26 protein-coding genes are annotated in these 26609 nt (G+C 70.1%); 14 read left to right on the top strand and 12 right to left on the bottom strand.

Going from position 1 to position 26609, the window contains the following annotated elements; all coding sequences use genetic code 11:
* Positions 1-286 precede the first annotated feature (286 nt).
* From ABZX90_RS34455 to ABZX90_RS34440, 4 genes are all read left to right on the top strand, one after another.
* Positions 287-1570 carry an extracellular solute-binding protein gene (locus ABZX90_RS34455; protein ID WP_351124827.1) on the top strand — a complete coding sequence of 428 codons (1284 nt, stop codon included), beginning with the start codon at positions 287-289 and terminating at the stop codon, positions 1568-1570.
* Between the two features lie 147 nt (positions 1571-1717).
* A complete protein-coding gene (locus ABZX90_RS34450) occupies positions 1718-2704 on the top strand; it encodes a sugar ABC transporter permease (RefSeq protein ID WP_351124829.1) in 987 nt (328 codons plus the stop codon).
* A complete protein-coding gene (locus ABZX90_RS34445) occupies positions 2701-3576 on the top strand; it encodes a carbohydrate ABC transporter permease (protein WP_351124832.1) in 876 nt (291 codons plus the stop codon). The genes ABZX90_RS34450 and ABZX90_RS34445 overlap by 4 nt, the downstream gene beginning before the upstream one ends.
* A 9-nt stretch (positions 3577-3585) precedes the next feature.
* Positions 3586-5271 (top strand): glycoside hydrolase family 3 protein, encoded by a 1686-nt coding sequence (locus tag ABZX90_RS34440; protein ID WP_351124834.1) that lies wholly within the window; start codon positions 3586-3588, stop codon positions 5269-5271.
* A gap of 108 nt (positions 5272-5379) precedes the next feature.
* Here ABZX90_RS34440 and nagB read toward each other — a convergent pair whose 3' ends face one another.
* The gene (nagB, locus tag ABZX90_RS34435; RefSeq protein WP_355211552.1) at positions 5380-6165 is read right to left on the bottom strand and encodes a glucosamine-6-phosphate deaminase; all 786 of its coding nucleotides are present in this window, start codon (positions 6163-6165) and stop codon (positions 5380-5382) included.
* Between the two features lie 613 nt (positions 6166-6778).
* Here nagB and ABZX90_RS34430 point away from each other — a divergent pair.
* Positions 6779-8245, top strand: coding sequence for a PAS domain-containing sensor histidine kinase (locus tag ABZX90_RS34430; RefSeq protein ID WP_351125174.1), 1467 nt, complete (start codon positions 6779-6781; stop codon positions 8243-8245).
* Between the two features lie 276 nt (positions 8246-8521).
* Here ABZX90_RS34430 and ABZX90_RS34425 read toward each other — a convergent pair whose 3' ends face one another.
* The gene (locus tag ABZX90_RS34425) at positions 8522-8779 is read right to left on the bottom strand and encodes a WhiB family transcriptional regulator (protein WP_006380970.1); all 258 of its coding nucleotides are present in this window, start codon (positions 8777-8779) and stop codon (positions 8522-8524) included.
* A 318-nt stretch (positions 8780-9097) separates the two neighbouring features.
* Positions 9098-10066, bottom strand: a complete 969-nt coding sequence (locus ABZX90_RS34420; protein ID WP_351124840.1) for a diacylglycerol kinase family protein — start codon at positions 10064-10066, stop codon at positions 9098-9100.
* A 170-nt stretch (positions 10067-10236) separates the two neighbouring features.
* Here ABZX90_RS34420 and ABZX90_RS34415 point away from each other — a divergent pair, with 170 nt between their 5' ends.
* Positions 10237-10689, top strand: a complete 453-nt coding sequence (locus ABZX90_RS34415; protein WP_351124842.1) for a hypothetical protein — start codon at positions 10237-10239, stop codon at positions 10687-10689.
* Positions 10690-10696: 7 nt separating this feature from the next.
* Here ABZX90_RS34415 and ABZX90_RS34410 read toward each other — a convergent pair whose 3' ends face one another.
* From ABZX90_RS34410 to ABZX90_RS34400, 3 genes are all read right to left on the bottom strand, one after another.
* On the bottom strand, positions 10697-11833 hold the full coding sequence (locus ABZX90_RS34410; RefSeq protein WP_355211547.1) for an RNA polymerase sigma factor SigF: 1137 nt from the start codon (positions 11831-11833) through the stop codon (positions 10697-10699).
* On the bottom strand, positions 11830-12243 hold the full coding sequence (locus ABZX90_RS34405) for an anti-sigma regulatory factor (protein WP_261707968.1): 414 nt from the start codon (positions 12241-12243) through the stop codon (positions 11830-11832). Before ABZX90_RS34405 ends, ABZX90_RS34410 begins: the two co-directional genes overlap by 4 nt.
* Before the next feature lie 284 nt (positions 12244-12527).
* A complete protein-coding gene (locus ABZX90_RS34400) occupies positions 12528-12788 on the bottom strand; it encodes a UBP-type zinc finger domain-containing protein (RefSeq protein ID WP_351124846.1) in 261 nt (86 codons plus the stop codon).
* Positions 12789-12850: 62 nt separating this feature from the next.
* Here ABZX90_RS34400 and ABZX90_RS34395 point away from each other — a divergent pair, with 62 nt between their 5' ends.
* The gene (locus tag ABZX90_RS34395) at positions 12851-14446 is read left to right on the top strand and encodes a Na+/H+ antiporter (protein WP_355211543.1); all 1596 of its coding nucleotides are present in this window, start codon (positions 12851-12853) and stop codon (positions 14444-14446) included.
* Here ABZX90_RS34395 and ABZX90_RS34390 read toward each other — a convergent pair.
* The gene (locus ABZX90_RS34390; RefSeq protein ID WP_355211559.1) at positions 14428-15318 is read right to left on the bottom strand and encodes a pyridoxal-phosphate dependent enzyme; all 891 of its coding nucleotides are present in this window, start codon (positions 15316-15318) and stop codon (positions 14428-14430) included. The genes ABZX90_RS34395 and ABZX90_RS34390 overlap by 19 nt on opposite strands.
* 513 nt (positions 15319-15831) lie before the next feature.
* Positions 15832-16422, bottom strand: coding sequence for an N-acetylmuramoyl-L-alanine amidase (locus ABZX90_RS34385; protein ID WP_355211540.1), 591 nt, complete (start codon positions 16420-16422; stop codon positions 15832-15834).
* Between the two features lie 376 nt (positions 16423-16798).
* Here ABZX90_RS34385 and ABZX90_RS34380 point away from each other — a divergent pair, with 376 nt between their 5' ends.
* The 3 genes from ABZX90_RS34380 to ABZX90_RS34370 all read left to right on the top strand — a co-directional run bounded on the left by ABZX90_RS34380 (position 16799) and on the right by ABZX90_RS34370 (position 20355).
* Positions 16799-18205: a family 2B encapsulin nanocompartment shell protein gene (locus tag ABZX90_RS34380; RefSeq protein ID WP_351124855.1), complete on the top strand. Its 1407-nt coding sequence runs from the start codon at positions 16799-16801 to the stop codon at positions 18203-18205.
* 223 nt (positions 18206-18428) lie between these two features.
* A complete protein-coding gene (locus ABZX90_RS34375; protein ID WP_355211536.1) occupies positions 18429-19475 on the top strand; it encodes a family 2 encapsulin nanocompartment cargo protein polyprenyl transferase in 1047 nt (348 codons plus the stop codon).
* Positions 19476-19704: 229 nt separating this feature from the next.
* Positions 19705-20355, top strand: coding sequence for a GNAT family N-acetyltransferase (locus tag ABZX90_RS34370; RefSeq protein ID WP_355211533.1), 651 nt, complete (start codon positions 19705-19707; stop codon positions 20353-20355).
* On the opposite strand, the gene ABZX90_RS34365 is transcribed toward ABZX90_RS34370, so the two are convergent.
* Both ABZX90_RS34365 and ABZX90_RS34360 read right to left on the bottom strand, forming a co-directional pair.
* The gene (locus ABZX90_RS34365; RefSeq protein ID WP_351124863.1) at positions 20352-21020 is read right to left on the bottom strand and encodes a hypothetical protein; all 669 of its coding nucleotides are present in this window, start codon (positions 21018-21020) and stop codon (positions 20352-20354) included. The genes ABZX90_RS34370 and ABZX90_RS34365 overlap by 4 nt on opposite strands.
* Positions 21021-21025: 5 nt before the next feature.
* On the bottom strand, positions 21026-22291 hold the full coding sequence (locus ABZX90_RS34360; RefSeq protein ID WP_355211530.1) for a hypothetical protein: 1266 nt from the start codon (positions 22289-22291) through the stop codon (positions 21026-21028).
* A gap of 253 nt (positions 22292-22544) precedes the next feature.
* Here ABZX90_RS34360 and ABZX90_RS34355 point away from each other — a divergent pair, with 253 nt between their 5' ends.
* The 4 genes from ABZX90_RS34355 (at position 22545) to ABZX90_RS34340 (ending at position 24909) form a co-directional block, all read left to right on the top strand.
* The gene (locus ABZX90_RS34355; RefSeq protein ID WP_351124867.1) at positions 22545-22799 is read left to right on the top strand and encodes a hypothetical protein; all 255 of its coding nucleotides are present in this window, start codon (positions 22545-22547) and stop codon (positions 22797-22799) included.
* Positions 22800-22905: 106 nt separating this feature from the next.
* Positions 22906-23319: a YciI family protein gene (locus tag ABZX90_RS34350; RefSeq protein ID WP_351124870.1), complete on the top strand. Its 414-nt coding sequence runs from the start codon at positions 22906-22908 to the stop codon at positions 23317-23319.
* Positions 23320-23324: 5 nt separating this feature from the next.
* The gene (locus ABZX90_RS34345; RefSeq protein ID WP_355211527.1) at positions 23325-24551 is read left to right on the top strand and encodes a sigma-70 family RNA polymerase sigma factor; all 1227 of its coding nucleotides are present in this window, start codon (positions 23325-23327) and stop codon (positions 24549-24551) included.
* 10 nt (positions 24552-24561) lie between these two features.
* Positions 24562-24909, top strand: a complete 348-nt coding sequence (locus tag ABZX90_RS34340) for a DUF952 domain-containing protein (protein ID WP_355211524.1) — start codon at positions 24562-24564, stop codon at positions 24907-24909.
* 56 nt (positions 24910-24965) lie between these two features.
* Here the strand turns inward: ABZX90_RS34340 and ABZX90_RS34335 are convergent, their stop codons facing one another.
* Positions 24966-25718, bottom strand: a complete 753-nt coding sequence (locus tag ABZX90_RS34335; protein ID WP_351124879.1) for a VOC family protein — start codon at positions 25716-25718, stop codon at positions 24966-24968.
* Positions 25715-26587 (bottom strand): hypothetical protein, encoded by an 873-nt coding sequence (locus ABZX90_RS34330; protein ID WP_351124882.1) that lies wholly within the window; start codon positions 26585-26587, stop codon positions 25715-25717. Before ABZX90_RS34330 ends, ABZX90_RS34335 begins: the two co-directional genes overlap by 4 nt.
* Between the last annotated feature and the right edge of the window lie 22 nt (positions 26588-26609).

Below are 26609 nucleotides of genomic sequence, written 5' to 3'. Positions count from 1 at the left end.
TCACCCACGCAACTACCTGGCATTTCTCGGCCTCGCCGCAGCCCTCTGCTGCTACAAACGACTCCTCAAACTCACCATGTAGGACACCGTCTTAAAGGTCCTTGCATATGTAGGTCCCATAACGGACGACTGGACGGGCTTACGCACCCTTGACACCCCCCTAGGTCTAGGCCAAGCTCCCCGTACTGGTCTACACCATTGGTCCAGTCCCGGCCCCACGGGCGGTACACGGCGTTATGTCACCGCGGGGAGCAGGGGGGTTTGTGGCATCCCTGAGGAGGGTGGCGTGAAGCGCAAGCTGGTAGCCGCGATCGGTATCGCGGGCATGATGTTCTCCATCGCGGCGTGCGGGAACGACGACAAGTCCGGGGGGTCGGACAAGGGTGCGGACGCCAAGGAGCTGACGGTCTGGCTCACGGTCGACGCGCAGAACAACTGGCCCGAGCTGGTCAAGGCGGCCGACGCGGCGATCAAGGCGAAGCACCCCGGCATCAAGATCAACCACGAGTACTACGGCTGGCCGGACAAGAACACCAAGCTCGATGCCGTCCTCGCCACCGACAAGGCGCCCGACGTGGTCGAGATGGGCAACACCGAGATGCTCGGCTACATGGTCAAGGGCGCCTTCGCTCCCCTGGACACGGCCAAGTTCGAGAACTCGGACGCCTGGCTGGACGGCCTCAAGGCCTCCGTGACCTACGACGGCAAGACCTACGGCGTGCCGTACTACGCCGGTGGCCGCGTCGGCAACTGGCGCAAGGACGTCGCCGCCTCCGTCGGCGTGAAGACCCCGCCGAAGACGTACAAGGAGCTCACCTCCGCCCTGGACAAGATCCAGAAGAAGGAGGGCAGCAAGTTCAGCGCCTGGTACCAGCCCACCCGTGACTGGTACGCGGCGATGTCCTTCGTCTACGACGCCGGCGGCTCCATCGCCAAGGACGAGGGCGGCCAGTGGAAGGCGAACCTCTCCTCGCCCGAGTCGGTCAAGGGCCTCACCGAGTTCAAGAACGTCGTCGACACCTACATGCACGGCGACAAGACCAAGGACGAGGCCGACCGCTACATCGTCTACGGCCAGGGCAAGTCCGGCATGATCTTCGGTGCCGCCTGGGAGGGCGCCACCGCCGAGGACCCGAAGAGCGACAAGACCGGCAAGCTCAAGGGCAACCTCGAGAACTTCGTGATGCCCGGCCCGTCCGGCAAGAACCTCCCGGTCTTCCTGGGCGGCTCCGACCTCGCCGTCCCGGTGAAGTCGAAGGCGCAGGCCGTCGCCGCCGAGTGGATCAACGCGTTCACCGGCGCCAAGGGCCAGAAGGGTCTGATGGGCAAGGGCAACCTGCCCAACAACAAGACCGACCTCGCCACCCTCAAGAACGACCCGGCGACGGTCGTCCCGGCCACCGCGGCCGAGTCCAACTGGTTCGTCCCGATGGCACCGGGCTGGGGCCAGGTCGAGAAGGCCCAGGTCCTGCAGACCATGCTGCAGAGCATCGGCACCGGCAAGAAGTCGGTCGAGGACGCCGCGAAGGACGCGGACGCCGCGATCGACAAGGTCATCAACACCAAGTGACCTGAGTGCGGGGCCCCGTCGGTCCTCCTTCGCGGAGGGACGGGGCCCTGCCTCCCGTACGGCCCGGCCCGGGGCTCGCCCCCCGCGGCGCCCGGCCGTGCGGGCCTTCGCTTTCGTACGACCTGAGGGACCGCTGAGGAGCGCGCGATGAGTGCCGCAGACACGACCACCCCCGCCAAGGTGCCGCCACCGCGGCAGGCACCGCCACCGGCCGTCCGCAAGGCGCCACGCGTCAAGCGGACCTCGGGCACGGCGGCGGCCCCCTGGGCCCTGCTCGCCCCCTGCCTGGCCATCCTCGCGCTGGTCCTCGGCTACCCGCTCTTCCGCCTGGTCACGCTCTCCTTCCAGAAGTTCGGACAGTCCCAGCTCTGGGGCTTCCAGCCGGCCGAGTCGGTCGGCTTCGACAACTTCTCCAAGGTGCTCAAGGACAGCGAGTTCTGGGCGGTGGTCGTCCGGACGATCGTCTTCGCCGGCGGGGCCGTCGTCTTCACGATGGTCATCGGCATGCTCATCGCGCTGCTCCTCCAGCGCGTCTCGGGCTGGGTGAAGACGCTGATCAACATCGTGCTGGTGGCCAGCTGGGGCATGCCCATCATCGTGGCCACCACGGTCTTCAAGTGGCTCTTCGACTCCGACTACGGCGTCTTCAACGCGCTGCTCAGCAAGCTCCCCGGCGTGGACATGATCGGCCACAACTGGTTCGCGAGCGGACCGCAGGGCCTGGCCGTGATCATGCTCCTCGTCGTCTGGGGCGCGGTGCCGTTCGTCGTCATCACCCTCAGCGCGGGACTCACCCAGGTGCCCGCGGAGCTGGAGGAGGCCGCACGGCTCGACGGAGCGGGCGCGTGGGGCGTCTTCCGCTATGTCACGCTGCCGATCCTCAAGCCGATCATCGTGATGCTGACGACCCTCTCCGTCATCTGGGACATGGGTGTCTTCCCACAGGTCTTCGTGATGCGGGGCGGCCACCCCGAGGCGGAGTTCCAGTTGCTCACCACGTACTCGTACGACCGTGCCTTCGTCGTCAACGACTACGCGCAGGGGTCGGCGATCGCCCTGCTGACCGTGCTGCTGCTCCTGGGCGTGGTCGCTGTGTACATGCGTCAGATGCTGAAGATCGGAGAGGTCGAATGAGTGCCGTCGCCACGCCCGGGCGTACGTCCGCCGCGGGGCGGAAGTCCTCCGGACCCCGCAAGTCCAAGCTCGGCTGGAACCTGGTCGGCCTGCTCGTCTTCGTCGTCGCGGGCTTCCCCGTCTACTGGATGTTCAACACGGCATTCAAGCCGGCCAAGGACGCCATCGACTCCGACCCGAGCCTGTTCCCCACGGGGCTGACGCTCGACAACTTCCGCCGCGCGCTGGACATCGCCGATTTCTGGGGCCCGGTGGGCCGCAGCCTTGTCGTGTCGCTCGCCGTGGTCCTGATCGGCATCGTGGTGGGGATGCTGGCCGCGCTGGCCATCTCCCGCTTCGCCTTCCGCGGCCGCAAGGTCGTGATCGTCGGCATCCTCGCGGTCCAGATGGTCCCGCTGGTCGCCATGATCATCCCGGTCTTCCTGCTGCTGAACGACCTCGACCAGTACGACAAGCTCTCCGGTCTGATCATCACGTATCTGACCTTCATCCTCCCCTTCACGGTGTGGACGCTGCGCGGCTTCATCGTCAACATCCCGAAGGAGCTGGAGGAGGCGGCGATGGTCGACGGGTGCAGCCGCACCGGCGCCTTCATCCGCGTGGTCTTCCCGCTGCTGGCTCCCGGCATGGTCGCGACATCCGTCTACGCCTTCATCCAGGCCTGGAACGAATACCTGTACGCCCTCATGCTGCTCAGCCAGAAGAACCAGACCGCCACCGTCTGGCTCGGCAATTTCACCACCAAGCACGGCACCGAGTACGCCCCGATGATGGCCGGATCCACCATGATGGCCGTGCCGATCGTCGTCCTGTTCCTCCTTGTCCAGCGCAAGATGGCCGCGGGTCTGACCGCGGGCGCCGTGAAGGGATAACGCCTCCCGATGACGACATTCGCCAGTGGTACGGACACCCTGACGCGCGACGCCCTGACCGTGCTCCAGCCCGGATTCACCGGGACCACGGCGCCGGACTGGCTGCTCCGCCGCCTCGGTGAAGGCCTCGCCTCCGTCGGCCTGTTCGGCCGCAACATCGCCTCGCCCGATCAACTGGCCGCCCTGACAGCCCAGTTGCGCGTCGAACGCGACGACGTCCTCGTCGCCATCGACGAGGAGGGCGGCGACGTCACCCGCCTGGAGGTGCGCACCGGGTCGTCCTTCCCGGGCAACCACGCGCTGGGCGCCGTCGATGACGTGACGCTCACCGAGGACGTGGCCTTCGAGCTCGGCCGCCGACTGGCCGCGTGCGGAGTGAACCTCAACTGGGCGCCGTCCGCCGACGTGAACTCCAACCCCTCCAACCCGGTCATCGGCGTACGGTCCTTCGGCGCCGACACCGGCCTGGTGGCCCGGCACACGGCCGCCTACGTCACCGGACTCCAGGCCGCCGGCGTGGCCGCCTGCACCAAGCACTTCCCGGGCCACGGGGACACCGCGGTGGACTCCCACCACGCCCTGCCCCGGATCGACGCGGACCTGTCCGTCCTGCAGTCGCGCGAACTCGTCCCGTTCCGGGCCGCGATCGCCGCGGGCAGCCGTGCCGTGATGAGCGCGCACATCCTCGTCCCGGCGCTGGACCCGGACCGCCCGGCCACCCTCTCCCGCCGCATCCTCACGGGCCTGCTGCGCGAGGAACTCGGCTACGACGGCCTCATCGTCACCGACGGCATGGAGATGCAGGCCATCTCGGCGACCTACGGCATCGAGCGGGGCAGCGTGCTGGCCATCGCGGCCGGCGCGGACGCCATCTGCGTCGGCGGCGGACTGGCGGACGACGACACCGTACGCCGCCTCCGGGACGCCCTGGTCTCCGCCGTCCGCGCCGGCGAACTCCCCGAGGAACGCCTCGCGGACGCGGCGAACCGGGTGCGGGCGCTGGCCCAGTGGACGGCCGGGGCCTCCGCGATCTCCCGGACCTCCACCGCCTCCACGGCGGCCGGGGGCGCGAACCACACGAATGGCTTGAACGGCTCGAACGCTTCGAACACCCCGAACGGTGCAGGCGGTACGGGGGGTGCCGGCGGTACGGATGGTGCGGGCAGTGCCGGCGGTACAGGCGCTGCGGGTGGTGCGCGTGGCGCCAACGGTACGGGTCGTACGAGCGGCTCGAACCGTACGGGCGGAGCCGTCGACGTCGGCCTGGTCGCCGCCCGGCGCGCGCTCACCGTGACCCGCTCCACGTCGTACACCCCGCTCACCGAGGCCCCCTACGTCGCCGCCCTCACCCCGGTGGCGAACATCGCCGTCGGTGACGAGACCCCCTGGGGTGTGGCCGCGGAGCTGGCCCGGCTGCTTCCCGGCACCGAGACCGGCAGTTTCACCGGCGAGGACGCGGGCTCCTCGGCCCTCGCCGCAGCGGGCGCGCGGCCCCTCGTCGCGGTCGTCCGCGATGAACACCGCCACCCCTGGATGGCGGCCGCCCTCGACACCCTTCTCGCCTCCCGCCCCGACACCGTCGTGGTCGAGATGGGCGTACCCCAGTCGGCGCCCCGGGGTGCCCTGCACATCGCCACCCACGGCGCGGCACGGGTGTGCGGCCAGGCGGCGGCGGAGGTCATCGCGGGGGAGTAGGGGAGTAGCGGACCGGCCCCCGGGCCGAACGCGCCGATGCCGGGCCCTCCCTCGGGAGGCCCGGCATCGGCGCGTCTCCGGGCGGCCGCGGCGGCCGACCCCTCGTCCCTAGATCCCCTGCCAGTCCGGCTTGGCGGCGAACGTGTGCCGGAAGTAGTCCGCGAGCTTCAGCTTGGAGGCGGCGGCGTCGTCGACGACCACGGTCGCGTGCGGGTGCAGCTGCAGAGCCGACGCCGGGCAGACCGCCGCGACCGGCCCCTCGACCGTCGCCGCCACGGCGTCCGCCTTGCCCTCGCCGGTCGCGAGCAGCACCAGGTGCCGCGCTTCCAGGATCGTGCCGATGCCCTGGGTGATGACGTGGTGCGGCACCTGCTCGATGTCGCCGTCGAAGAACCGCGCGTTGTCCACCCGGGTCTGCTCGGTCAGCGTCTTGATCCGGGTCCGCGAGGCGAGCGAGGAGCACGGCTCGTTGAACCCGATGTGCCCGTCCGTCCCGATCCCCAGCAGCTGGAGGTCGACCCCGCCGGCAGCCGCCAGCGCCCGGTCGTACGCCTCGCACGCGGCCTGTACGTCCTCCGCGGTGCCGTCGGGACCCATGAACGCGTCCATGCCGAGGCCGAGCGGTTCCAGCACCTCACGGCGCAGGACGGAACGGTAGGACTCGGGGTGCTCGGCCGGCAGCCCCACGTACTCGTCGAGCTGCGCGATGCGCGCACCCGAGGCGTCCACGGCACCGGAGGCCACTCGGGCAGCGAGCGCCGCGTAGATGGGCAGCGGCGTCGAGCCGGTGGCCACGCCGAGCAGGGCTTCGGGCTTGTGCCTGAGCAGTTCCGCCATGGCCTCGGCGATCAGCTCGCCGCCCGCCTTGGCGTCCGGGACGATGACAACTTCCACGCTGGGCCTGCCGATCTGGAGAGGGGACTCAGGGGACTCAACTGGAACCCGAAGGGGGACACATGTGGTATAGACCAATCTAGCAGAGCGTCACTCTCCCGTCGCCCCGACGGGCCAGGGCGCGCGTCCGTTGCACCGCTCCGCGCGGGGGACCGCGCGTCCGCGCCGGTCCGGCCGCGTTCATCCGGTAACTCCGCCCGTTCACGAACCGAAGCGGGATAGTCTGATCGGTGCTCCTGGCGTTGGATAAGCGGACAACGACGAACATTCGCAGGCGCATGGGCTGCGGACACATGGACGCAGGACCATGGTCTAGTCCACAATGCTTTGAGAAACTGAACAAAGCCTCCGTCTTCCCCGCACAGGAAGACGGACCGAGGAACCGGCGCTCTCTGCCCTGACTGCTCCGGCTCCTCTCTTCGGCCGACCGGGACCGCACACCCCACGGCCGTTGTTGCTCCGGGCTGCGGTGCCGGGAGGGTTGAGGGTCCCTCCCAGGCGCCGCGGCCCGCGGGTGTTTCCGGGGGCCGTACGACGCCTGCCGGGGCCTCGCCCGGGTGGCTGATTTCGGGACCTGTCCGATCCGCCGGGTACGCTCGCACACGTGCCCTCCATGAACGACCTCGTACGCCAGCACACCGCTCTCGGTGATTCCGATCTCGAGTGGCTGCATCTGCTGGTCTCGGAGTGGCAGTTGCTCTCCGACCTCTCCTTCGCCGACCTCGTCCTGTGGGTTCCCACGCGCGACGGCACCCGCTATGTCTCGGTCGCCCAGATGCGCCCCAACACGGGACCCACCTCGTACCAGGACGACATGGTCGGCCACCTGGTCCCGCGCGGCCGCCGCCCCCTGCTGGACGCGGCGCTCGACGAGGGCCGGATCGTGCGCGAGGGCGATCCCGAGTGGCGCGAGGAGGTCCCGGTCCGGGTCGAGTCCATTCCCGTACGACGTGAGGGCCGCGTCCTCGGTGTCATCGCCCGCAACACGAACCTGCTCACCGTGCGCACCCCGAGCCGTCTCGAACTGACGTATCTGCAGAGCGCCTCCGACCTCGCGCAGATGATCGCGGCGGGCACCTTCCCCTTCCCCGACCAGCAGGTCGACATGGACGCCTCGCCGAGGGTCGGCGACGGACTGATCCGCCTCGACGCGGAAGGCGTCGTCCAGTACGCCTCCCCGAACGCGCTGTCCGCGTACCACCGCCTGGGCCTGGCCTCCGACCTGGTCGGCCACAACCTCGGTTCCACGACCGCCGAACTCGCCCCGTCCCGGGGCCCGGTGGACGAGGCGCTGTCCAAGGTCGCCAGCGGCTGGGCGCCCCGCGAGTTCGAGATCGAGAGCGCCGAGGGGGTGATCCAGCTGCGGGCGATCCCGCTCAAGCCCAAGGGCACCCGCGTCGGATCCCTGGTCCTGCTCCGCGACGTCACCGAACTGCGCCGCCGCGAGCGCGAGTTGATCACCAAGGACGCCACCATCCGGGAGATCCATCACCGGGTGAAGAACAACCTCCAGACGGTGGCGGCCCTTCTGCGCCTCCAGGCCCGCCGCATCGAATCGGACCGCGGCCGGGAAGCCCTGGAGGAGGCCGTGCGCCGGGTCGGTTCGATCGCCATCGTCCACGAGACGCTCTCCCAGAACCTGGACGAGCGGGTGGAGTTCGACGAGATCGCCGACCGGGTGCTCGCCATGGTCGCCGAGATCTCACCCGGCAAGGTCACCGGCCGGCGCACCGGACGCTTCGGCATCCTGGACGCCGAGGTCGCGACCCCGCTCTCCATGGTCCTCACCGAGATCCTCCAGAACGCGCTGGAGCACGGCTTCCGCGAGGGGGACCGGGGCACCGTAGAGGTCTCCGCGGTGCGCGGCGGCACCTCCAAGGACGCCCGGCTGCTGGTCACTGTCCAGGACGACGGGGTCGGACTGCCCGAGGGCTTCGACCCGCACCGCTCGGGCAACCTCGGCCTGCAGATCGTACGGACGCTGGTGGAGGGCGAGTTGGGCGGCACCTTCGACATGGTGGCCGCCCCGGAGCGCGGGACCCAGGTCATCCTCGATATTCCGGTCATCGTGCCCAAGTAGCCCGCCCGGACACGATGGGCGGACGACTCGCACAAGTGGCCTACAGGCAGGGGCAGTCGATGCCTGCGGGGCTCGTCACTCACCGTGACGGTCGCTGGACGTGAAGGGCGACGGTCCCCGGACGCGAACAGCAATGAGCCCCGGACCACCAGGTGGTCCGGGGCTGAAAGCTCGTTGCAATCAAGCGCATCGGGGTACTGCGCGCTGCGGCTCGGGGGCGGGAGTTGCGTACTCGCTGTACGCGCCGCCAAGCTCAGGCTCGTGCGGGGTGGAACGTCAGGCGGTGGCCTGACGAGCTCGGTTGCGGGCGGCACGGCGCTTCATTGCGCGACGCTCGTCCTCGCTGAGGCCACCCCAGACGCCGGAGTCCTGGCCGGACTCGAGCGCCCACTGCAGACACTGCTCCATGACGGGGCAACGGCGGCAGACGGCCTTGGCTTCCTCGATCTGCAGCAGCGCAGGACCGGTGTTGCCGATGGGGAAGAAGAGCTCGGGGTCTTCCTCGCGGCAAACGGCGTTGTGACGCCAGTCCATGGCTGCTACCTCTCCTTGGTATTACATGCACGTTGCTTGTGAATGTGAACGCTTTCACGAATCCCTCAACAAGTGAAGGGCCGACAACCAGACGGACTGGTGTGGTCCTGTGTTTTGAGGAGGGGTTCCGGTGCTCTGTGGGGCCGATGTTGCGGGCCGTCCCGAGCGCCACGTAGAGACTCGCAAACCTCAGCGGCGGATACAACCCCTTCAGGAAAGTTTTTTTTGATTCCTCGGTGTCGGCTGAGTCACAGCCGTACTTCCATGGGGTGGACCCTGGTCTAAACGTTCGAGTGAAAGGATTTTGGCCCCTTCCGCTCACACAATCACACGCAGTGCACGGCGTACGCCTGTGAACGTCACGCTTGTACGCAGTCCCAGATGGTCGCCGTCCATCTGAAGGGGCAGTGGAACCTTCGAATGCAAGGTGAAGTCCGTCAGGTCATGCAGAGTGACGGCGTGCTTGCCCTGGGGTCCGCGCTCGGGGGACGAAGTGAGCAACTGGGTGGCATACCGGGCAACCGAGGCCGTCGACATGCGGCTGAGGGCGAGTACGTCGAGTCCGGTATCGAACGAGGCCTTAGGCGCCGCGTATACCGGACGATTGCCGAGAAACGTCCACGGCGAGGTGTTGCAGATGATCGACAGCACCAGATCGGTGACCGGCTCCGCGCCGGGACGCTCCAGTGTGATCATTCCGTGCCGACGGTGAGGTTCGTCCAAAAACTGGCGTACCACTTGGCGGAGATAGAGCGCATGGGTGGAGCGCCGGCCCTGCTCGCGCTGCTGCTCGACCCGGCCCACCACTCCCGCGTCGAAGCCGAGGCCGGCGCAGAAGGTGAACCAGCGGGAGGGGACGGCCTCGTCCTCAGTGCCGGGAGTCCCCGCGGCCAGGCCGAGGCCGACCGTGCGCTCGCGCTCCTCGCGCAGTGCGTCCAGCAGGGCGCCGGTCGCCTCCACGGCGTCGTTCGGCAGGCCGAGGGCGCGGGCGAAGACATTGGTGGAGCCGCCGGGGACCACGGCGAGGCGGGGGAGGCTTTCCGGGTCGGGGCCCCGGTGGAGAAGACCGTTCACGACCTCGTTGACCGTGCCGTCCCCGCCGAGGGCCACGACCAGGTCTATGTCGTCGCTGTCCGCGGCCTGCCGTCCGAGGTCCCGGGCGTGTCCGCGGTACTCGGTTGTCACCGCCTCCAGCTTCATCTCGCTGGCCAAGGCGTGGATCAAGACGTCACGCGTCCGCGCACTTGTGGTGGTTGCTGCCGGATTGACCACGAGAAGTGCACGCATGCGATGCAGCGTACCTACTGGGTGGTACTCGGCCCAGACCGAGGTAGGGATCCAGTAAGAGCTCCGAGGGCGATCCGGGGCCCGGCGACGGATCGGTGCGAGCCCCCGGACCGGGCGGTGACCGGGCCCGGGGCCCTCTCCGGCCCGAGGCCGACGGCTACTCTTCAGGAGTGAGCCGTGAGCAGAATCCCACCCCCGACGCCCCTCTCGCCGAACCCCGTCCCGGACGGCTGACCGCCGCGGCGGCGCTGGCCGCACTGGAGGGGACCGCCGTCCTCGCCGGCGGCGTCTGCGTCCTCGTCCTCGGACTCACGGGCGACCCCGACCACCGGCAGCAGGCCGTCACCGGCGGAGTCACGCTGATCGTGCTCGCGCTGCTGCCGCTCCTCGCCGCGCGCGGACTCCTGCTGCGCCGCGGCTGGAGCCGGGGCCCGGCCCTCGTCACCCAGATCCTGGCGCTGCCCGTCGCCTACACCCTGCTCCAGGCCGACAGCGTCGCGATCCCCGCCGGCATCGCCCTCGCGGTCGTCGCGGTGGTGGCCCTGGTGCTGCTGGTGAACCCGGCAACGACACGGGCCCTCGGAATCCGAGGGCCCGGCGGGGACGTACAAGACCAGAAGTAGGCGGGTCTCACTCCTCGACGAGGAGTTTCTCCCGGAGCTGGGCCAGGGTGCGGGCCAGCAGCCGCGAGACGTGCATCTGCGAGATGCCGACCTCCTGTGCGATCTGCGACTGCGTCATGTTGCCGAAGAAGCGAAGGAGCAGGATCCGCTTCTCCCGCGGCGGCAGGTCTTCCAGCAGCGGCTTCAGCGACTCCCGGTACTCGACCCCCTCCAGCGCCTCGTCCTCGGCGCCCAGGGTGTCCGCGACGGCCGGGGACTCGTCGTCCGTGTCGGGGACGTCCAGGGACAGCGTGGAGTACGCGTTGGCGGACTCCAGGCCCTCCAGGACCTCCTCCTCCGAGATGGCCAGCTTCTCGGCCAGCTCGTGGACCGTCGGGGAGCGGCCGTGCAGCTGGGAGAGCTCAGCGGTCGCCGTGGTCAGCGCCAGCCGCAGCTCCTGGAGACGGCGCGGGACGCGGACCGCCCAGCCCTTGTCGCGGAAGTGCCGCTTGATCTCGCCGACCACCGTCGGGGTCGCGTACGTCGAGAACTCGACGCCGCGCTCCGGATCGAACCGGTCGACCGACTTGATCAGCCCGATCGTCGCGACCTGGGTCAGGTCGTCCAGCGGCTCACCGCGGTTGCGGAAGCGGCGCGCCAGGTGCTCGACGAGCGGCAGATGCATGCGGACCAGCTGGTTGCGCAGCTCCGCGTACTCGGCGCTGCCGTCCTGCAGCTTGCGCAGCTCGATGAACATCGCCCGGGCCCCACTGCGGTCCTGGGGGTCGTGCCGGATGTGCTGGGCGCTCGGCCCGTGCTGGATGTGCTGGGCGCTCGGCCCGTGCTGCGCGCCCTGCACGTTCTGCTCCGCGTTTCGCTCGTGCTCGCTCATAGTCCCGCCCGTCACCATTCCCCGAGCTCGCGGCTCTTCCCCCATGTCCTCGGCTGCGCCGGAACCGGGGGGACCTCCCCGGACGGGGGAGACCCCCGGCTGCGCTGCGACTGCCGAGGAGATGCCGTTCTCCGGATGCGGCCGGGCCTGTTCGGGGATGCCGTCGACGCCGTCCGCCGTGTGCCGCGGCCCGCCGAGGCCGTCGGCGCGCTCCGCGGGAGGCTCCCGTGTGCCGCGCTCTTCGTCCCGCACCGGCCCGTCCCCGTTCCTCACGCCGGCCCGGGTCCCGCGCCGCGCTGTTTGTAGAGGCTGATCGTCACGGTCTTGTCCTCGGCGACGGTGGACTCGACCTTGCCCGCGAGGGCCGACAGGACGGTCCACGCGAACGTGTCACGTGACGGAGCGTGACCATCGGTGGTCGGAGCGGAGACCGTGACCTCCAGTGAGTCGTCGATGAGCCGGAAGACACAGCTGAGCACCGAACCGGGGACGGCCTGTTGCAGCAGGATCGCGCAGGCCTCGTCCACCGCGATGCGCAGGTCCTCGATCTCGTCGAGGGTGAAGTCCAAACGGGCCGCCAGCCCGGCCGTGGCCGTGCGCAGTACCGACAGGTAGGCACCCGCGGCCGGCAGCCGGACTTCCACGAAGTCCTTCGTCGCGGGCTCGCCTGCGATCTGGGACACCCTCACCTCCATGGTGGTACAAGCTCTTTCGAGCTCTCTCGGGGGCCGAGGGTCGCCCCCCGGGGTAACGCGCTACGTCGTTCAGCGGTGACGCTACCGCGCTCCAGACTTTCCTGTCCTGGGGACCCCGCCCCTTGCTGTCACTCATAGTAAGCCCATGTGCACGGACAGTGGCTAGGGGTCTGCGGCCCCAAATAGGAAGAACGCGCGCCGGGTTGACGTACCCAGACGTCAGACGGTCGAACCGTCCGGATCTTGAGTCACGCGCGTACGTGATCCACGGCTCAGACGAGTACGTGGTCCACGAAACACCAACGCCAGTTCTCCCCCGGCTCGAACGTGCGCATGATCGGATGTCCGGTGTCCTTGTGGTGCTCCGTCGCGTGCCGCAGCGGTGAGGAGTCGCAACAGGCGAGATGCCCGCACTCCAGACACAGCCGAAGCTGCACCGGGTGGGTGCCGGCCGCCACGCACTCCAGGCAGGTCTCGCTCCCGGGCTCGGGTTCGGGCTGCGGCAGCGCGTCGGCGTGCGTGCACTGTTTCATGATGGCCAGGTTACGTCGGGTGTGCGGGATGACGCGCGAAAAAAGAGGGCGGGCGGAAGACGATGGACGTGTTGCCACTGCTGTTGCTGGTCGCGGGGAGCGCGGCGGTCGCCGGGGCGGCTCGCCGTACTCCGGTCCCGGCACCCCTGCTGATCGTCGCCGTGGGCCTGATGGTCTCGTACGTCCCCGGGGTGCCCGCGTACGAACTCGACCCCGACGTCGTGCTCCCGCTCGTGCTGCCCCCGCTGCTGTACACGGCGGCCACCGACAGCTCCTACCTCGACCTGAGGGCCCATCTGAGGCCCGTCGCGCTGCTGTCGATCGGGTACGTCCTCTTCGCGACCCTCGTGGTCGGCTGGGCCGCCTATCTGCTCGTACCGGGACTGCCGCTGCCCGCGGCGCTGGTGCTCGGCGCCGTGGTGGCGCCGCCGGACGCGGTGGCCGCGACGGCGGTCGCGCGCCGGGTGGGGCTGCCCTCACGGATCACCACGATCCTGCAGGGCGAGTCCCTGGTGAACGACGCGACCGCGATCACCGCCTACAAGGTGGCGCTCGCCGCCGCCGTCGGCGAGGGCGCGACCTGGGCCGGCGGCGTCCGCGAGTTCCTGCTCGCGGCGGGCGGCGGGGTGGTCGTCGGGCTCGCTCTGATGATCCCCATCCACTGGCTGCGCACCCATCTGAACGAGGCGCTCCTGCAGAACACCCTCTCCCTGCTGATCCCCTTCGTCGCCTACGGCGTCGCCGAGCAGCTGAACGCCTCCGGTGTGCTCGCGGTGGTCGTCGTCGCGCTGTACCTCGGACACCGCTCCTGGGAGGTGGACTTCGCGACCCGGCTCCAGGAGGAGGCGGTGTGGAAGATGGTCGCGTTCCTCCTGGAGTCCGCGGTGTTCGCTCTGATCGGACTGCAACTGCCGGTCGTCCTGAAGGGCCTCGGCGCCGACGAGGGCGCGAGCGCCGCCTGGTACGCGATCGCCCTCTTCCTCGTCGTCGTCGCGACCCGCTTCGTGTGGGTGTACCCCGCCACCTTCTTGCCCCGCATCCTGTCGTCGCGCATCCGCGAACGCGAGGCGAACCCCACCTGGAAGGCGCCGTTCGTCATCGGCTGGGCCGGCATGCGCGGCGTCGTCTCGCTCGCCATCGCCTTCTCCATCCCGCTCACCGTGCACGGCGGCGGCGCCTTCCCCGATCGCAACCTGATCCTGTTCCTGACCTTCACCACCGTCATCGGCACCCTGGTCGTGCAGGGCCTGACGCTGCCCCCGTTGATCCGGATGCTGAAGCTGCCGGGACGCGACACGCAGGCCGAGACGCTCGCCGAGGCCAACGCCCAGGCACAGGCCTCCCGCGCCGCCGAGCAGCGCCTCGACGAACTCCTCGCCGACGAGCGCAACGCCCTGCCCCCGCCGCTCGCCGAACGCCTGCGCTCGGTGCTGGAGCGGCGCCGCAACGCCGTCTGGGAGCGGCTCGGCGCGGTCAACCCGGTCACCGGCGAGACCGCCGACGACACCTACCGCCGCCTCTCCCGCGAGATGATCGGCGCCGAGCGCGAGGTCTTCGTCAAGCTGCGCGACCACCGCTACATCGACGACGAGATGCTGCGCACGCTGCTGCGCCGACTGGACCTGGAGGAGGCGGCGGCCTACCGGGAGGCGGCCTGAGGGCCCGCCCCCTCGGCGGGGAACGGCGCTCCGGTGATCACCGCCGCCACCGTCGTGCCGCGCGGGAACGCGCCCTCCTCGGCGAGGGCGACAAGTCCGTACAGCATCTTGGCGACATAGAGACGTTCGACGGGCAGCCCGTGGCGCTGCTCGAAGTCCTCCGCGAAGGCGTCGAGTTCGGGCGTGGTGCGGGCGTAGCCGCCGAAGTGGAAGCGTTCGTCGAGGGACCAGGTGCCGCGCCGGGCGCCGAAGGCGGCCGTCTGGAGGGCCGTCGTGTCGGCGTCGAGGAAGCCGCCTCTGAGAACCGGGACGCCGAGGGCCCGCTGGTCGGGGGCGAGGCCCGCGGCCAGGCCCGCGAGGGTGCCGCCGGTGCCGCAGGCGACGGCCGCCACGTCGATGCCGTCGTGGCCGCGCAGCTCCTCGCCGAGCGCCCGGCAGCCGCGTACGGCTAGGGCGTTGCTGCCGCCCTCGGGCACCACGTACGCGTTCTCGGCGCCGGTCGCGCGCAGGATTCCGGCCAGCGTCCGCGGCTCCGTCTTGCATCGATAGGTCGATCTGTCGATGAAGTGCAGGCGCATGCCGTCGGCCGCGCAGCGGGCGAGCGATGGGTTGAGGGGGCGGTCGGCCAGCTCTTGGCCGCGGACCACGCCGAGGGTGGGCAGGCCCAGAAGCCGGCCGGCGGCGGCGGTGGCCCGCAGATGGTTCGAGTACGCCCCGCCGAAGGTGACCAGGGTGCGGCCCCCCGCCGCCTCGAGGTTCGGCGTCAGCTTGCGCCACTTGTTGCCGATCAGCTCCGGGTGGATCAGATCGTCCCGCTTCAGCAGCAGGCGGACGCCGTGGCGGGCGAACCGCCCGTCCGGGGCCTCCCGCAGCGGGGACGGAAGCCGCGGGCGGGAGCCGAGCGGGCCGAGCGGGCCGAGCGCGCCGGGGGCGCCGGGGGCGCCGGGGGCGCCGGGGTCCGGGGCGTCGGGGCTGGTCACCTTCTCATTGTCGGACACCTGTCCGGGGGCGGCCGAACCCGGGTCCGACACCGCGGGCCGACCCGGGGTCCGGGCGCCCACGTCGCCCGCTCGACTCAGCCCTGCGGTTCAGCCCCGCGGTTCAGTCCTGCGAGTCGGCCCTGCGGTTCAGCCCCGCGGTTCAGTCCTGCGAGTCGGCCCTGCGGTTCAGCCCCGCGGTTCAGTCCTGCGAGTCGGCCCCGCGGTTCAGCCCCGCGGTTCAGTCCTGCGAGTCGGCCCCGCGGTTCCGGTCCCGCGACTCAGTCCTGCGAGTCGGCCCCGCGGTTCCGGTCCCGCGACTCAGTCCTGCGAGTCGGCCCCGCGGTTCCGGTCCCGTGGTTCGGCCTGGCGGTTCAGTCGCGTGGTTCGGCTCCTGGATTCATCCGCTCACTTCAGCAGCTCGCGGACGCGCCCCCGCAGGAAACCCATCGTGAATCCTCTCGGGTCCACCTTGCCCGGCTGCCATTCCAGGTGGCCGATGACCGAGCGTTCCGTCCAGCCATGGTGCCGGCAGATGGCGGCGGAGACCTTGGCGATGGCGTCCAGCTGGACCTCGGGCCACGGGTCCTTGCCGTTGCCGAGGTTCTCGCACTCGAAGCCGTAGAAATGGCGGTTGCCGTCGGTGTTCGCCTCGTTGTCGTGCGGGAGCGCCTTCTCGGCGATCACCGCGCGCAGCACGTCGTCGTCGCCGAGGCCCGCGTGGTTGGCCCGGCCGTAGCCGACCAGGTGGAGGACGCCGTCCTTGGTGATGACGCCGTGGCACAGCGGCCCGGGCAGATCCCCGTGGCCCTCGCGGCAGAGCCCGACCGTGCGCTCGGTGCCCGAGGTCACCGTGTGGTGGATCATCACCCCGTGCACCGGGCCCCACGGGCCCTTGTGATTGCGGTTGTGATGCTCCCAGTCGCCGACCTCGACGACGTGGACGCCTTCCTCCCTGATCCGGTCCAGGAAACTGCCCGCGGACATGGGCGAGGCCATGGCCGCCTCCTTCGCGCTGCACGTCGGCCACCTGTCGTGGCCGTCTCGTACCGCAGCTTGTATCGGCAACCGGGACGCCGGACCCACTCGTTCGCACGGCGTGCGAGCCGATCCGGTCAGCTGTGGAGGAACCGGTCGGGACCGGAGGAAAGCGCCTCGGCGGGAGGCGATGTGGTTCACCGGCGCCCGAAGGCTCGCCGGGGTGGCCGGATCGTGGAGTTCTTCCGGCCGACGGACGGGGGTCACTCGACAGAATCACCCTCTCTGCCCAGGTCTCGGGTGATCCATTCCCCCTCATTCGTGTAATAGCACCAGCACACTCCGTGATGGAAGGCTTGCTCCGCAAGATCAGTGCACGACCGGGAGGGCAATTTTCATGTCGGTAGGCGAAGAGGTCCGCGCGGAGCAGAACCGTCCGCAGCAGAGTCTCGGCACATCAGCCGCGCGGAACCTGGCCACCACCACCAAGTCCGCGCCACAGATGCAGGAGATCAGCTCGCGCTGGCTGCTGCGCATGCTTCCGTGGGTGAACGTGCAGGGTGGCACGTACCGCGTGAACCGGCGGCTCAGCTACTCCGTGGGCGACGGCCGTGTCACGTTCGTCAAGACCGGCGACCGGGTCCAGGTCATTCCGGCGGAGCTCGGCGAACTGTCCGTACTGCGGTCGTACGAGGATGAGGAGGTGCTGGGCGAGCTCGCCCAGCGGTGCCAGCAGCGGGAGTTCGTCCCGGGGGATGTGCTGGCCTCGTTCGGCAGCCAGGCCGAAGAGGTGTTCCTCCTGGCGCACGGCAAGGTCGAGAAGATCGGCACCGGTCCCTACGGGGACGACGCGGTGCTCGGTGTCCTCGCGGACGGCGCGTACTTCGGGGAGCAGGCGCTCATCGACCCGGAGGCCATCTGGGAGTACACGGCCCGCGCGGTGACGGCGGTCACCGTGCTCGCGCTGCCCCGCCAGGACCTCGAACAGGTGGCGGAGCGCTCCGAGTCGCTCAGGGAGCATCTCCAGGAGCTGCGCGCGATCCCGTCGCAGCGCACCAACAAATACGGCGAGAAGGAGATCGACCTCGCGGCCGGCCACACCGGGGAGCAGGACATCCCCGGCACCTTCGTGGACTACGAGGCCGCCCCGCGCGAGTACGAACTGAGCATCGCCCAGACCGTCCTGCGCCTGCACACACGCGTGGCCGACCTCTACAACCAGCCGATGAACCAGACCGAGCAGCAGTTGCGGCTCACCGTGGAGGCGTTGAAGGAGCGCCAGGAGCACGAGCTCATCAACAACCGCGAGTTCGGCATGCTCAACAACTGCGAGTACGACCAGCGGCTCCAGCCGCACGACGGCGTGCCGAGCCCCGACGACATGGACGAGCTGCTCAGCCGCCGGCGCGGCACCAAGCTGTTCCTCGCCCACCCGCGCGCGATCTCCGCGTTCGGCCGCGAACTGAACAAGCGCGGACTCGTCCCCGAGACCATCGAGATGGGCGGCAACCGCATCCCGACCTGGCGCGGGGTGCCGATCTTCCCGTGCAACAAGATCCCGGTCAGTGACGCCCGTACGACCTCGATCATCGCCATGCGCACCGGCGAGGCCGAGCAGGGAGTGGTCGGGCTCCAGCAGGCGGGCCTCCCGGACGAGATCGAGCCGAGCCTGTCGGTGCGCTTCATGGGCATCAACGAACAGGCGATCATCTCCTACCTGGTGACGGCGTACTACTCGGCCGCGGTGCTCGTGCCGGACGCCCTCGGCATCCTGGAGAACGTCGAGATCGGCCGCTGGCGGTGATGTTCCGCGAAGCGGAGCCCGTCGTGTTCCCGCCCTTCTGGGTGGGAGCACGACGGGGGCGGCGCACGCCCGGCGGCCGTTCAGGCGCCACCGTCGGCCGGCTCTCCGGTGCGATCGCGCGGGTGACCGAATGACGACGGAGACGCAGCAGGGACCGGCCGGAATTCCGAACCGACGGCGCCCGGCCGGGACTCCGGAGCGGCGGAGCCCCGGCGGGAGGCCCATGGAGAAGCAGGGCACGCCGGACCCGCTCGACGGGCAGGAGGCCGCGGGCATCCTGGAGCGCGCCCGGGCGTCCGTCGACCCCGAGTTGCGCAAGGCCATCGACTCGCTGCCGGGCTCGATGCGCCGGATCGCGCTCTACCACTTCGGCTGGGAGCAGGCGGACGGCACCCCGGCGGTGGGGAACGCCGGCAAGGCCATCCGGCCCGCGCTCGTGCTGACCGCGGTCCGGGCCCTCGGCGGCCGGCACGGGACGGCCGTACAGGCGGCCGCCGCGGTGGAGTTGATCCACAACTTCACCCTGCTGCACGACGACGTGATGGACCGGGACACCACCCGCAGACACCGCCCCACCGCGTGGACCGTGTTCGGCGACGCCGACGCGATCCTCGCCGGGGACGCCCTGCAGGCACTGGCCCAGCGACTGCTCGCCGAGGACCCGCACCCCGCGTCCTCGGCGGCCGCCGCGCGGCTCGCGGGCTGCGTCGTCGAACTGTGCGCCGGACAGCACACGGACACGGCCATGGAGCGGCTCGGCCCGGGTGAGGTCACCCTCGAGGAGTGCCTCGCCATGGCCGAGGCGAAGACGGGCGCCCTGCTCGGCAGTGCCTGCGCCATCGGGGGGCTGTACGCGGGGGCGGGCCCCGAGGACGTCGAGGCGCTCGACGCGTTCGGCCGGGAGGCGGGGCTCGCCTTCCAGCTGATCGACGATGTGATCGGGATCTGGGGGGACCCGAGCCGTACCGGCAAACCGGCCGGGGCGGACCTCGCCGTCCGCAAGAAGTCGCTGCCCGTGGTCGCCGCGCTCACTTCGGGCACCCCGGCGGCCGAAGAGCTGGCCGAGTTGTACGCGGCGCCGTACCGGGAAGGGGAGTTGGAGCGTACGGCGATGGCCGTCGAGCGGGCGGGCGGGCGCGACTGGGCGCAGGTCCAGGCGGCCGACCGGATGTCCCGGGCGATGCACGAACTGTCCCGGGTGGTCCCCGACCCCGAGGCGGCGGGCGGTCTTCTCGCACTCGCCGAGTTCGTCACCCGGCGCAGCAGCTGACCGGGCCGGCCGGCCCGTCGAAGACCTCGGAGCCCTGGGCACCGTACGGCACCTGACATCCGTACGGTGCCGGGCTCCGGAGGGCGGGCCCCGCACATCCCCACGGCGTGCGGGGCCCGCACCATCGCGTACGCCGGACCGCCCCGGGGGCGGTCCGGCGACTCCTGCGCGTAATAGGCTCAACCGCCGTACGGTCGGGGCCGGTTGAGGCGAAGGGCAGGGGCGGGTCATGGGTGTGGCGATACGGGTGGCGGGCGAAGGGGACCGGGAGCTGGTCGTCCGGCTGCTGGACGAGGCGTTCCAGGACGATCCGGTGAGCGGCTGGGTCTTCCCGGACCCGGAGCACCGCCGCGCGACGCACCACAGGCTGATGGCGGCGTTCACCGACGCCGTGCTCGCCGAGGGAAGGGTCGACCTGGCCGAGGACGGTTCCGCGTGCGCCCTGTGGCTGTCCGTCCCCGCCGAGGACCACGAGGGCTCCGGCGAGGGCGACGGTGAGGACGAGGACGGCCCCGCGCAGCTGCGCGCGGCTGTCGACCCGGACAACGAGCGGGTGGAGCTGATCGGCCGGCTGACGGCGGACATCCACCCCGAGGGACGGGCCCACGCCTATCTGTGGATGATCGCGGTGGAGCCGGAGCGCCAGGGCGAGGGGCTCGGCCGCGCGCTGATCGAGTCGGTCCTCGACCGCTGCGACCGCGAGGGCCTGGCCGCCTATCTGGAGGCGAGCAACGCCCGCAGCCGCGCTCTGTACGAGCGGCTCGGCTTCGTGCTCACGGGTCGTCCCCTCGACCTGCCGGACGGTCCGCGGATGTGGCCGATGTGGCGCGACCCACGTCCCGGGGAACAGTCCCGGGCCAGCCAGGACGGGTTGTCCTAGCCGACGGTGAGGGCGCCGGAGTTGAACTCCCGGTAGATCTTCTTGGCCTCCTCCAGGGCCGCCTCCAGGGCCTCGCGCTCCAGCTGCATCTTCTCCAGCTGGAGGGAGTAGACACTCAGGAACGTATTGAACTTGATCTTGGTGAGGTCGACGGCGGACTTGACCGCGACATACGCGCTGACCTTCTCCGCGAGGTCCTGGATGCCCTTGGACTCGATGCTGAGCTGCCAGGCGCAGACGTCGACGCGGACGATCGAGAAACCCTCGGGCACGATGTAGTACCGCTGCAGCGTCGTGTCACTCGCGCTGGAGTCCCCGAGGAAGGTCGCCAAGCTGTCGGAGATGAGTGCTCCGACGCCGGTGAGGATGTCCTCCTTGCTGCCGCTGCAGAAGCTCTTCAGCGCTTTGCTGACGGTGTCCCCGATCGCCGCGGAGCTCTTGCTCGCATAGGCGTGTGTTTCGGTGACACTGCCCAGCACGGCTTCGACCGGGATCGTCTGATTGTCCGGACTCCCGGCGGTGCGCAGGGACGTGCTGATCTGGAGTTCGAAGAACTGTGCCTTCGACTCCGCCAGCTTCGCGAGGGTCTCGATCAACTGCTTCTGCTCGTCGAGACTCGGCTTGCTGGGGTCCAGTTGCTGGACGACGGAGCGAATCGCTCCCATGGCTCCTACCTCCTCAGAGGCTTCTGGGGCAGGTTCTTGAAGGGTGTGTTGGCGGCCCAGGTGTTCTGATCGAGCCGGCCCAGGGTGTATCCGTTGTCGAGCAGTTCGGCCACGAAATAACGCGCCATGATTTCGTAGACCGCTTCGGTCGGATGCGCCAGGTCGCTGGTGGTAATGGCCCTGCGTATTTCCCGGGCCACCGGATCCTTCGTCGGTTGCGGTGGAACGCCGGGATTGTAGAAGACCGGAACTCCCTTCGCCTGGGCCACCACGTTCAGGTCCCAGTCCGTCGGATTTCCGCTGACGTAGTCCATCCACTTGCTCATCTGTACGAGATGGACATTGTCCGGACCAGGCGCGTCGTCTCCCTTCGGCCAATTCCGTACGAGGCTTTCGAGCATGGTGTTGTAGCGCCGGACGACGGGGTCGATCGCCTCTGCCTGTTCGACCTTTGCCGGTTCCCCGATTCCTTTCATGAACCGGATGGCGTGGTACACGCTGGGGAGGTCGATCACCATGAAGTGGTTGTCGGCTTTCTCGTCGGGGAAAGTCGCGTTGACCATTTCGACCAGCGCCTGTACCTCCGCCACGGCCGGGAAGACTCCCACGCCGTTGGTGAGCTCCGACGGACGCTTCTCGCTCCAGTCCAGCCAGGCCTCGTAGTTGTCCGCGGGCGGCAGGTTCCTGAGTTTCTCGGGGGTGTAGTCGGGGCGTTCCACGGTGACGAAGTCGTTGAGGCCGATCCAGACGACGTGCAGCGTGGGGCCGTCGAACGTCCCGCCGGCGCGCTGGGCGACGTAGTCCTCCACCTGGCCCCTGAGGTAGGTGAGGGCGCCGAACTTGGGTGCCAGCGTCCAGTCCCTGGTGACGATGCACCCGCCCGTGGCGTAGTTGACGTACTTGATTTCGGGAAGCGGATCGGGCTCGCTCTTCGGATTCTTCCAGGCCGCGATGTAGTCGTCGAAATTCCTCCACGCCTTCATCTCGGCCGGACCGTCCCAGGGGCTGATCCCCAGTGTCGAAGACCTCGACAGGGTGCGATAGTCCGTGGACTTGCGGATGCTCAGGTCGCAGTTTCCCCACATGAGCGACTCGCCGGTCGCCCACTCCACGAGATGATCGGTCCAGTTCTTTCCGTCGCTGAAGCGGCCCGTTTCGTTCACGCGCATTGCACCGAACAGTCGGCCCAGCTCTCCCGACGGCCAGGTCCACTTGTTTCCGATGTCGGACAGGCTGTCGCCGAGAATGACGATGTTCCTGATGTCGATCAATTCCCCTCCCAGACTTGATGGGATGTCATCCGCTGCAAACCTTAGGGCGGAATTTCGGCGTCAGCTAGGGGTGCGGGCGGTCCGTACCATCGAATTTGTTTGGATGAAGAAGTTTTGGACACAACAGGGTCGCACTTGAAAACTGACCACTCTGGATTACTTCGGTCACATCCCGCAGGGCGCCGTCCCCGGAATTGGCGGGCGGACGTACCGGCGGGAAGCGCCGAGTCCGCCGCCGCCCTACCCTGAGGGCATGGGCACCGATGAGCATGCATGTCCCGTCTGCGGGCAACCGGTCGCCACGGTGGTGCACCGGTACAAGACCCTGGGCGCCTGGGTCCCCAAGTGGGGCCCCGGCCCCTGCCGGAACCCGAAGTGCGAGGCGTTCGCCGAAGAGCCGGGGCACAGGCACGATCTACCGGACGAGCCGGGGCACGGACACCAGCCGCCGGAGGAGCCCGGGCCGGGGCACGATCTGCCGGAAGAGCCCGCCTCGGAGAAATCCTGACGCACCGGACGCCGCCGTGTAGAGAAACGCGGGCCGGCTCCGACGTCTCCTGTGAGAGCCGCCCGGCACGGGCGGTCCGAGCCGAGGAAGCCGAAGGAGCGGACTCATGAAGTACCTGGTGATGGTGCAGGGCACACAGGCCGATTACGAGGCCATGCGGGGCACGCCGTCCGCGCAGTCGCCGTCCTGGAGCGAGCAGGAACTGCAGGCCATGTACGCCTACATGGGCGCGATCAGCGACGACCTCTCCGAATCGGGAGAGCTGGTCGACGCGCAGGGTCTGGTCGAACCTGCGCAGACCCGCCTGGTGGCCCGGGGGCCGGACGGCAAGGCCGTGATCACCGACGGCCCGTACAGCGAGACCAAGGAACTGATGGCCGGCTACTGGGTGGTCGACTGCGCGAGCCTGGAGCGGGTCACCGAGATCGCCGAACGCGTCACCCAATGCCCGGGCCCCGAGGGCCTCACCGAATACCCGGTGGTCATCCGGCGCATCCAGGACGGTGCCGGGGACATCTGAGCGGGATGAGAGGCACGACCGAGGTCGAGGACCTGCTGCGCCGCCACGCGCCGCAGGTCCTCGGCGCGCTCGTCCGCCGCTACGGGCACTTCGACGCCGCCGAGGACGCCGTGCAGGAGGCGCTCCTCGCGGCCGCCGGACAGTGGCCCGCGAAGGGCGTGCCGGACAACCCGCGCGGCTGGCTGATCAAGGTCGCCTCGCGGCGGCTCGTCGACGCCCTGCGCGCGGAGGAGGCGCGGCGGCTGCGGGAGGAGAGGATGGCGACGCTGACGCCGCGGGACGCGTTCACGGCGCCGCCGCCGGGCGCGGACCGCGCCCCGTCGGAGGACGACACGCTCTCCCTCCTCTTCCTGTGCTGCCACCCCGATCTGACCCCGGCCGCGCAGATCGCGCTCACCCTGCGGGCGGTGGGCGGTCTGACCACGGCGGAGATCGCGCGGGCGTACTTCGTGCCCGAGGCGACCATGGCGCAACGGATCAGCCGGGCCAAGCAGCGGGTGCGGGGCGTCGGCTTCGGCAGCCCCGACCACTGGGAGGAACGGCTCCCGGCCGTCCTCCACACCCTCTACCTGATCTTCAACGAGGGCTATACGGCGACCTCCGGCACGGCCCTGCAACGGGCCGAACTCGCCTGTGAGGCCATCCGGTTGACCCGCACGGTCCACCGGCTGCTGCCCGAGGACGGCGAGGTGACCGGCCTGCTCGCGCTGATGCTGCTGACCGACGCCCGGCGCGCCGCGCGGACCGGGTCGTACGGGGAACTCGTCCCCCTCGACGAGCAGGACCGCGACCGCTGGGACAAGGCGGCGATCGCGGAAGGGGTGGCCCTCGTTACGGAGGCGCTGGCCCGGGGCCCGGCGGGCCCCTACCGGCTCCGGGCCGCGATCGCCGCGGTCCACGACGAGGCGCCCTCGCCGGAGGCGACGGACTGGACCGAGATCCTCGGCCTGTACGACGTCCTCGTCCGCCAGGTCCCCGGTCCGGTCGAACGCCTCAACCGCACGGTCGCCGTGGCCATGGTGCACGGACCGCGCGCCGCCCTCGCCGAACTCGACCTGCTGGAGGGCGCGTCGGCCGCCGGACACCGGCTGGACGCGGTCCGCGGCCATCTGCTGGAGCGCGCCGGGGACAAGGCCGGGGCCCGCGCCGCCTACGCATCGGCGGCCGGCCAGACCCTGAGCCTCCCCGAACGGCGCTATTTGGAGGCGCGGGCGGCCCGGCTGAGGCCCTAGCGTTGGCCGTATGCCCGAACCCCTTTTGCACCTGACCGAGCGCTCCCTGTGGGACGCGGCCCGCGCGTCCGGCGCCTTCGAGATGTCCACCCGCGGCCGGACCCTCCAGGAGGAGGGCTTCATCCACTGCTCGCTGCGCCACCAACTCCCGGCCGTCGCCGCCATGGTGTACGGCTCCTACACCGGCCCCGACGAGCTCGTGGTCCTCGTCGTCGACGCCGAACGCCTCGACGTGCCGGTCCGGTTCGAGGCCATGGAGCCCGGCGGCGAGGAGTTCCCGCACATCTACGGGCCGATCCCGGTGGAGGCCGTCGTGGACGTGGAGGTCTGGGACCAGGGCGGGGTGACTCCGGTGTGACCGCGGCGGGGGGACGACGCCCGGCCCCACGGGTGTAGGCCCCAAGGGTGTCCGCCCTAGGGCAGGCTGCCCGTCCCGGGGTCGCGGCCGGTCAGGCAGTAGACGCCGCCGACCGGGTCCCGCATCACCGTCCACCGCGCACCCCGGCCGACCGGGTTCGCCCCGAGGTCCTCGTGGTGGGCCCGGACCGCCTCGACGTCCGAGCAGGCGAGATCGAGGTGCGCGGAGGTGGGACGGTCGGTGCCGAGACGTTGCAGCAGGATGCGCAGCGGCAGCCCGGCGGGCGGCCTGAGCAGGTGGAAATCCGGGAACGCGCCGGGGTGGGACTCCCACCCGGTGAGCTCGCTCCAGAAGGTGATCTCGGCGTCGTACACGCCCGGCGCCAGGTCGATGCTCACCTGGTCGAGCCGGCTCGTCGCGCCGCCCGGTCCCTCGACCACCGGCGGCCGCGCGGTCTCCCCGTTCCAGGGCACCGCGCAGAACAACTGCCCGCCGGGCGACCGCAGTACGGCCCATCCCTCATGGCCGGAGACGAGCTCGGCGCCGAGCAGCCGGGCCGACGCCACCAGCGCCGGTACGTCCTCGACGGCGAGGTCGAGATGCGCGCCCCCGGCACCGTCCGCGACACCCTGCGCCTTCACGCACGCGTCGGAATCGTCGGGCAGCAGCGTCACGAACTCGCCCTGGTCACCGCGCGGCGCGGACGGCTTCGTCCCGGTGACCGAGGTCCAGAAGTCGAGAGCCGGACCGAAGTGCCGGCCGGGCCGGTCGACGAAGGCGTAGGTCCAGCGGACGGGTCGGGTGGTCACCGGGCATCTCCCTTTCCGACCGGCGGTACGGCTCGTACCGTCTCCTGCCCGATCAGCGCGCGCAACGACGCCTTCATCCGGGCGACGAAGGCGTCCCGGGCCTCCGGGGAGAGAACGTCCAGGGACAGATACGGGTTGAGGTCCTCCAGCTCGACGAGAAGCAGCTCACCGCCGGGGGCCCGGCAGGCGTCCACGCGCTGGATGCCGTACGCGATGTCGTTCCAGTCGACGAAGCGCTGCGCGAACTCCTGGTCCTCGTCGGTCGGTTCGTACGGCTCCAGGGCCCAGCGCCGCTCCGGGTCGGGCGCGTACAGCGCGTACTGGAAGGCGCGGTCGACGAAGTAGAACGACACCTCGTACCGGAAGTCGATGCGCGGCTGGACGAGGAGGTCGCCGTACGGCAGCCCGGCGAGCCTCTCGCGCGGCACGAACTCCAGGCCGATGGAGTCCGCGCCCTGCTTGGGCTTCACCACATACGTGTCGGCCTCGGGCAGCCGGTCCAGGTCCGCCGCGCGGTCGACGGTGGGGATGACCGGGAACCCGGCGGCGGTCAGGTCCAGCAGGTACCCCTTGCCGGCCATGTCCCCCTTGCCCGACAGCTCGTTGTAGACGCGGACGCCTTCCGCGAGCGCCCGCTCCCGGAACGCGTCGTAGGCGGCCTGGTAGTGCAGGACCGGCCCGCTGTTGCGTACGACAACGGCGTCGAAGCCGGCCATCAGTGCGGCCGCGTCCAGCGGGTGGCACACGGCGATGTCGAACTCCTCGCGCAGCCGCGAGGTCAGGGCGATGTCCTCGTCGCAGTACCGCCGCCCCTTGGCCGGATAGGCCAGGTCGCTGACGTACAGGACGCGGGAGCGGGCGGACGGCACGGGTGACTCCTCGAAAGCGCTC

It is taken from the genome of Streptomyces sp. NPDC002935, from assembly GCF_040611295.1.
Classification (GTDB): domain Bacteria; phylum Actinomycetota; class Actinomycetes; order Streptomycetales; family Streptomycetaceae; genus Streptomyces.
This window is presented reverse-complemented; position numbering and strand designations above follow the sequence as displayed.

Bases quoted from the DNA above. Each gene is read 5' to 3' on its own strand.
- ABZX90_RS34355 (WP_351124867.1), top strand. From the start codon at position 22,545: ATGGGCACCGATGAGCATGCATGTCCCGTCTGCGGGCAACCGGTCGCC.
- ABZX90_RS34430 (WP_351125174.1), top strand. From the start codon at position 6,779: ATGAACGACCTCGTACGCCAGCACACCGCTCTCGGTGATTCCGATCTC.
- ABZX90_RS34450 (WP_351124829.1), top strand. From the start codon at position 1,718: ATGAGTGCCGCAGACACGACCACCCCCGCCAAGGTGCCGCCACCGCGG.
- ABZX90_RS34400 (WP_351124846.1), bottom strand. From the start codon at position 12,788: ATGAAACAGTGCACGCACGCCGACGCGCTGCCGCAGCCCGAACCCGAG.
- ABZX90_RS34445 (WP_351124832.1), top strand. From the start codon at position 2,701: ATGAGTGCCGTCGCCACGCCCGGGCGTACGTCCGCCGCGGGGCGGAAG.
- ABZX90_RS34375 (WP_355211536.1), top strand. From the start codon at position 18,429: ATGGAGAAGCAGGGCACGCCGGACCCGCTCGACGGGCAGGAGGCCGCG.
- ABZX90_RS34395 (WP_355211543.1), top strand. From the start codon at position 12,851: ATGGACGTGTTGCCACTGCTGTTGCTGGTCGCGGGGAGCGCGGCGGTC.
- ABZX90_RS34365 (WP_351124863.1), bottom strand. From the start codon at position 21,020: ATGGGAGCGATTCGCTCCGTCGTCCAGCAACTGGACCCCAGCAAGCCG.
- ABZX90_RS34380 (WP_351124855.1), top strand. From the start codon at position 16,799: ATGTCGGTAGGCGAAGAGGTCCGCGCGGAGCAGAACCGTCCGCAGCAG.
- ABZX90_RS34370 (WP_355211533.1), top strand. From the start codon at position 19,705: ATGGGTGTGGCGATACGGGTGGCGGGCGAAGGGGACCGGGAGCTGGTC.
- ABZX90_RS34340 (WP_355211524.1), top strand. From the start codon at position 24,562: ATGCCCGAACCCCTTTTGCACCTGACCGAGCGCTCCCTGTGGGACGCG.
- ABZX90_RS34440 (WP_351124834.1), top strand. From the start codon at position 3,586: ATGACGACATTCGCCAGTGGTACGGACACCCTGACGCGCGACGCCCTG.
- ABZX90_RS34345 (WP_355211527.1), top strand. From the start codon at position 23,325: ATGAGAGGCACGACCGAGGTCGAGGACCTGCTGCGCCGCCACGCGCCG.
- ABZX90_RS34425 (WP_006380970.1), bottom strand. From the start codon at position 8,779: ATGGACTGGCGTCACAACGCCGTTTGCCGCGAGGAAGACCCCGAGCTC.
- ABZX90_RS34420 (WP_351124840.1), bottom strand. From the start codon at position 10,066: ATGCGTGCACTTCTCGTGGTCAATCCGGCAGCAACCACCACAAGTGCG.
- ABZX90_RS34350 (WP_351124870.1), top strand. From the start codon at position 22,906: ATGAAGTACCTGGTGATGGTGCAGGGCACACAGGCCGATTACGAGGCC.
- ABZX90_RS34385 (WP_355211540.1), bottom strand. From the start codon at position 16,422: ATGGCCTCGCCCATGTCCGCGGGCAGTTTCCTGGACCGGATCAGGGAG.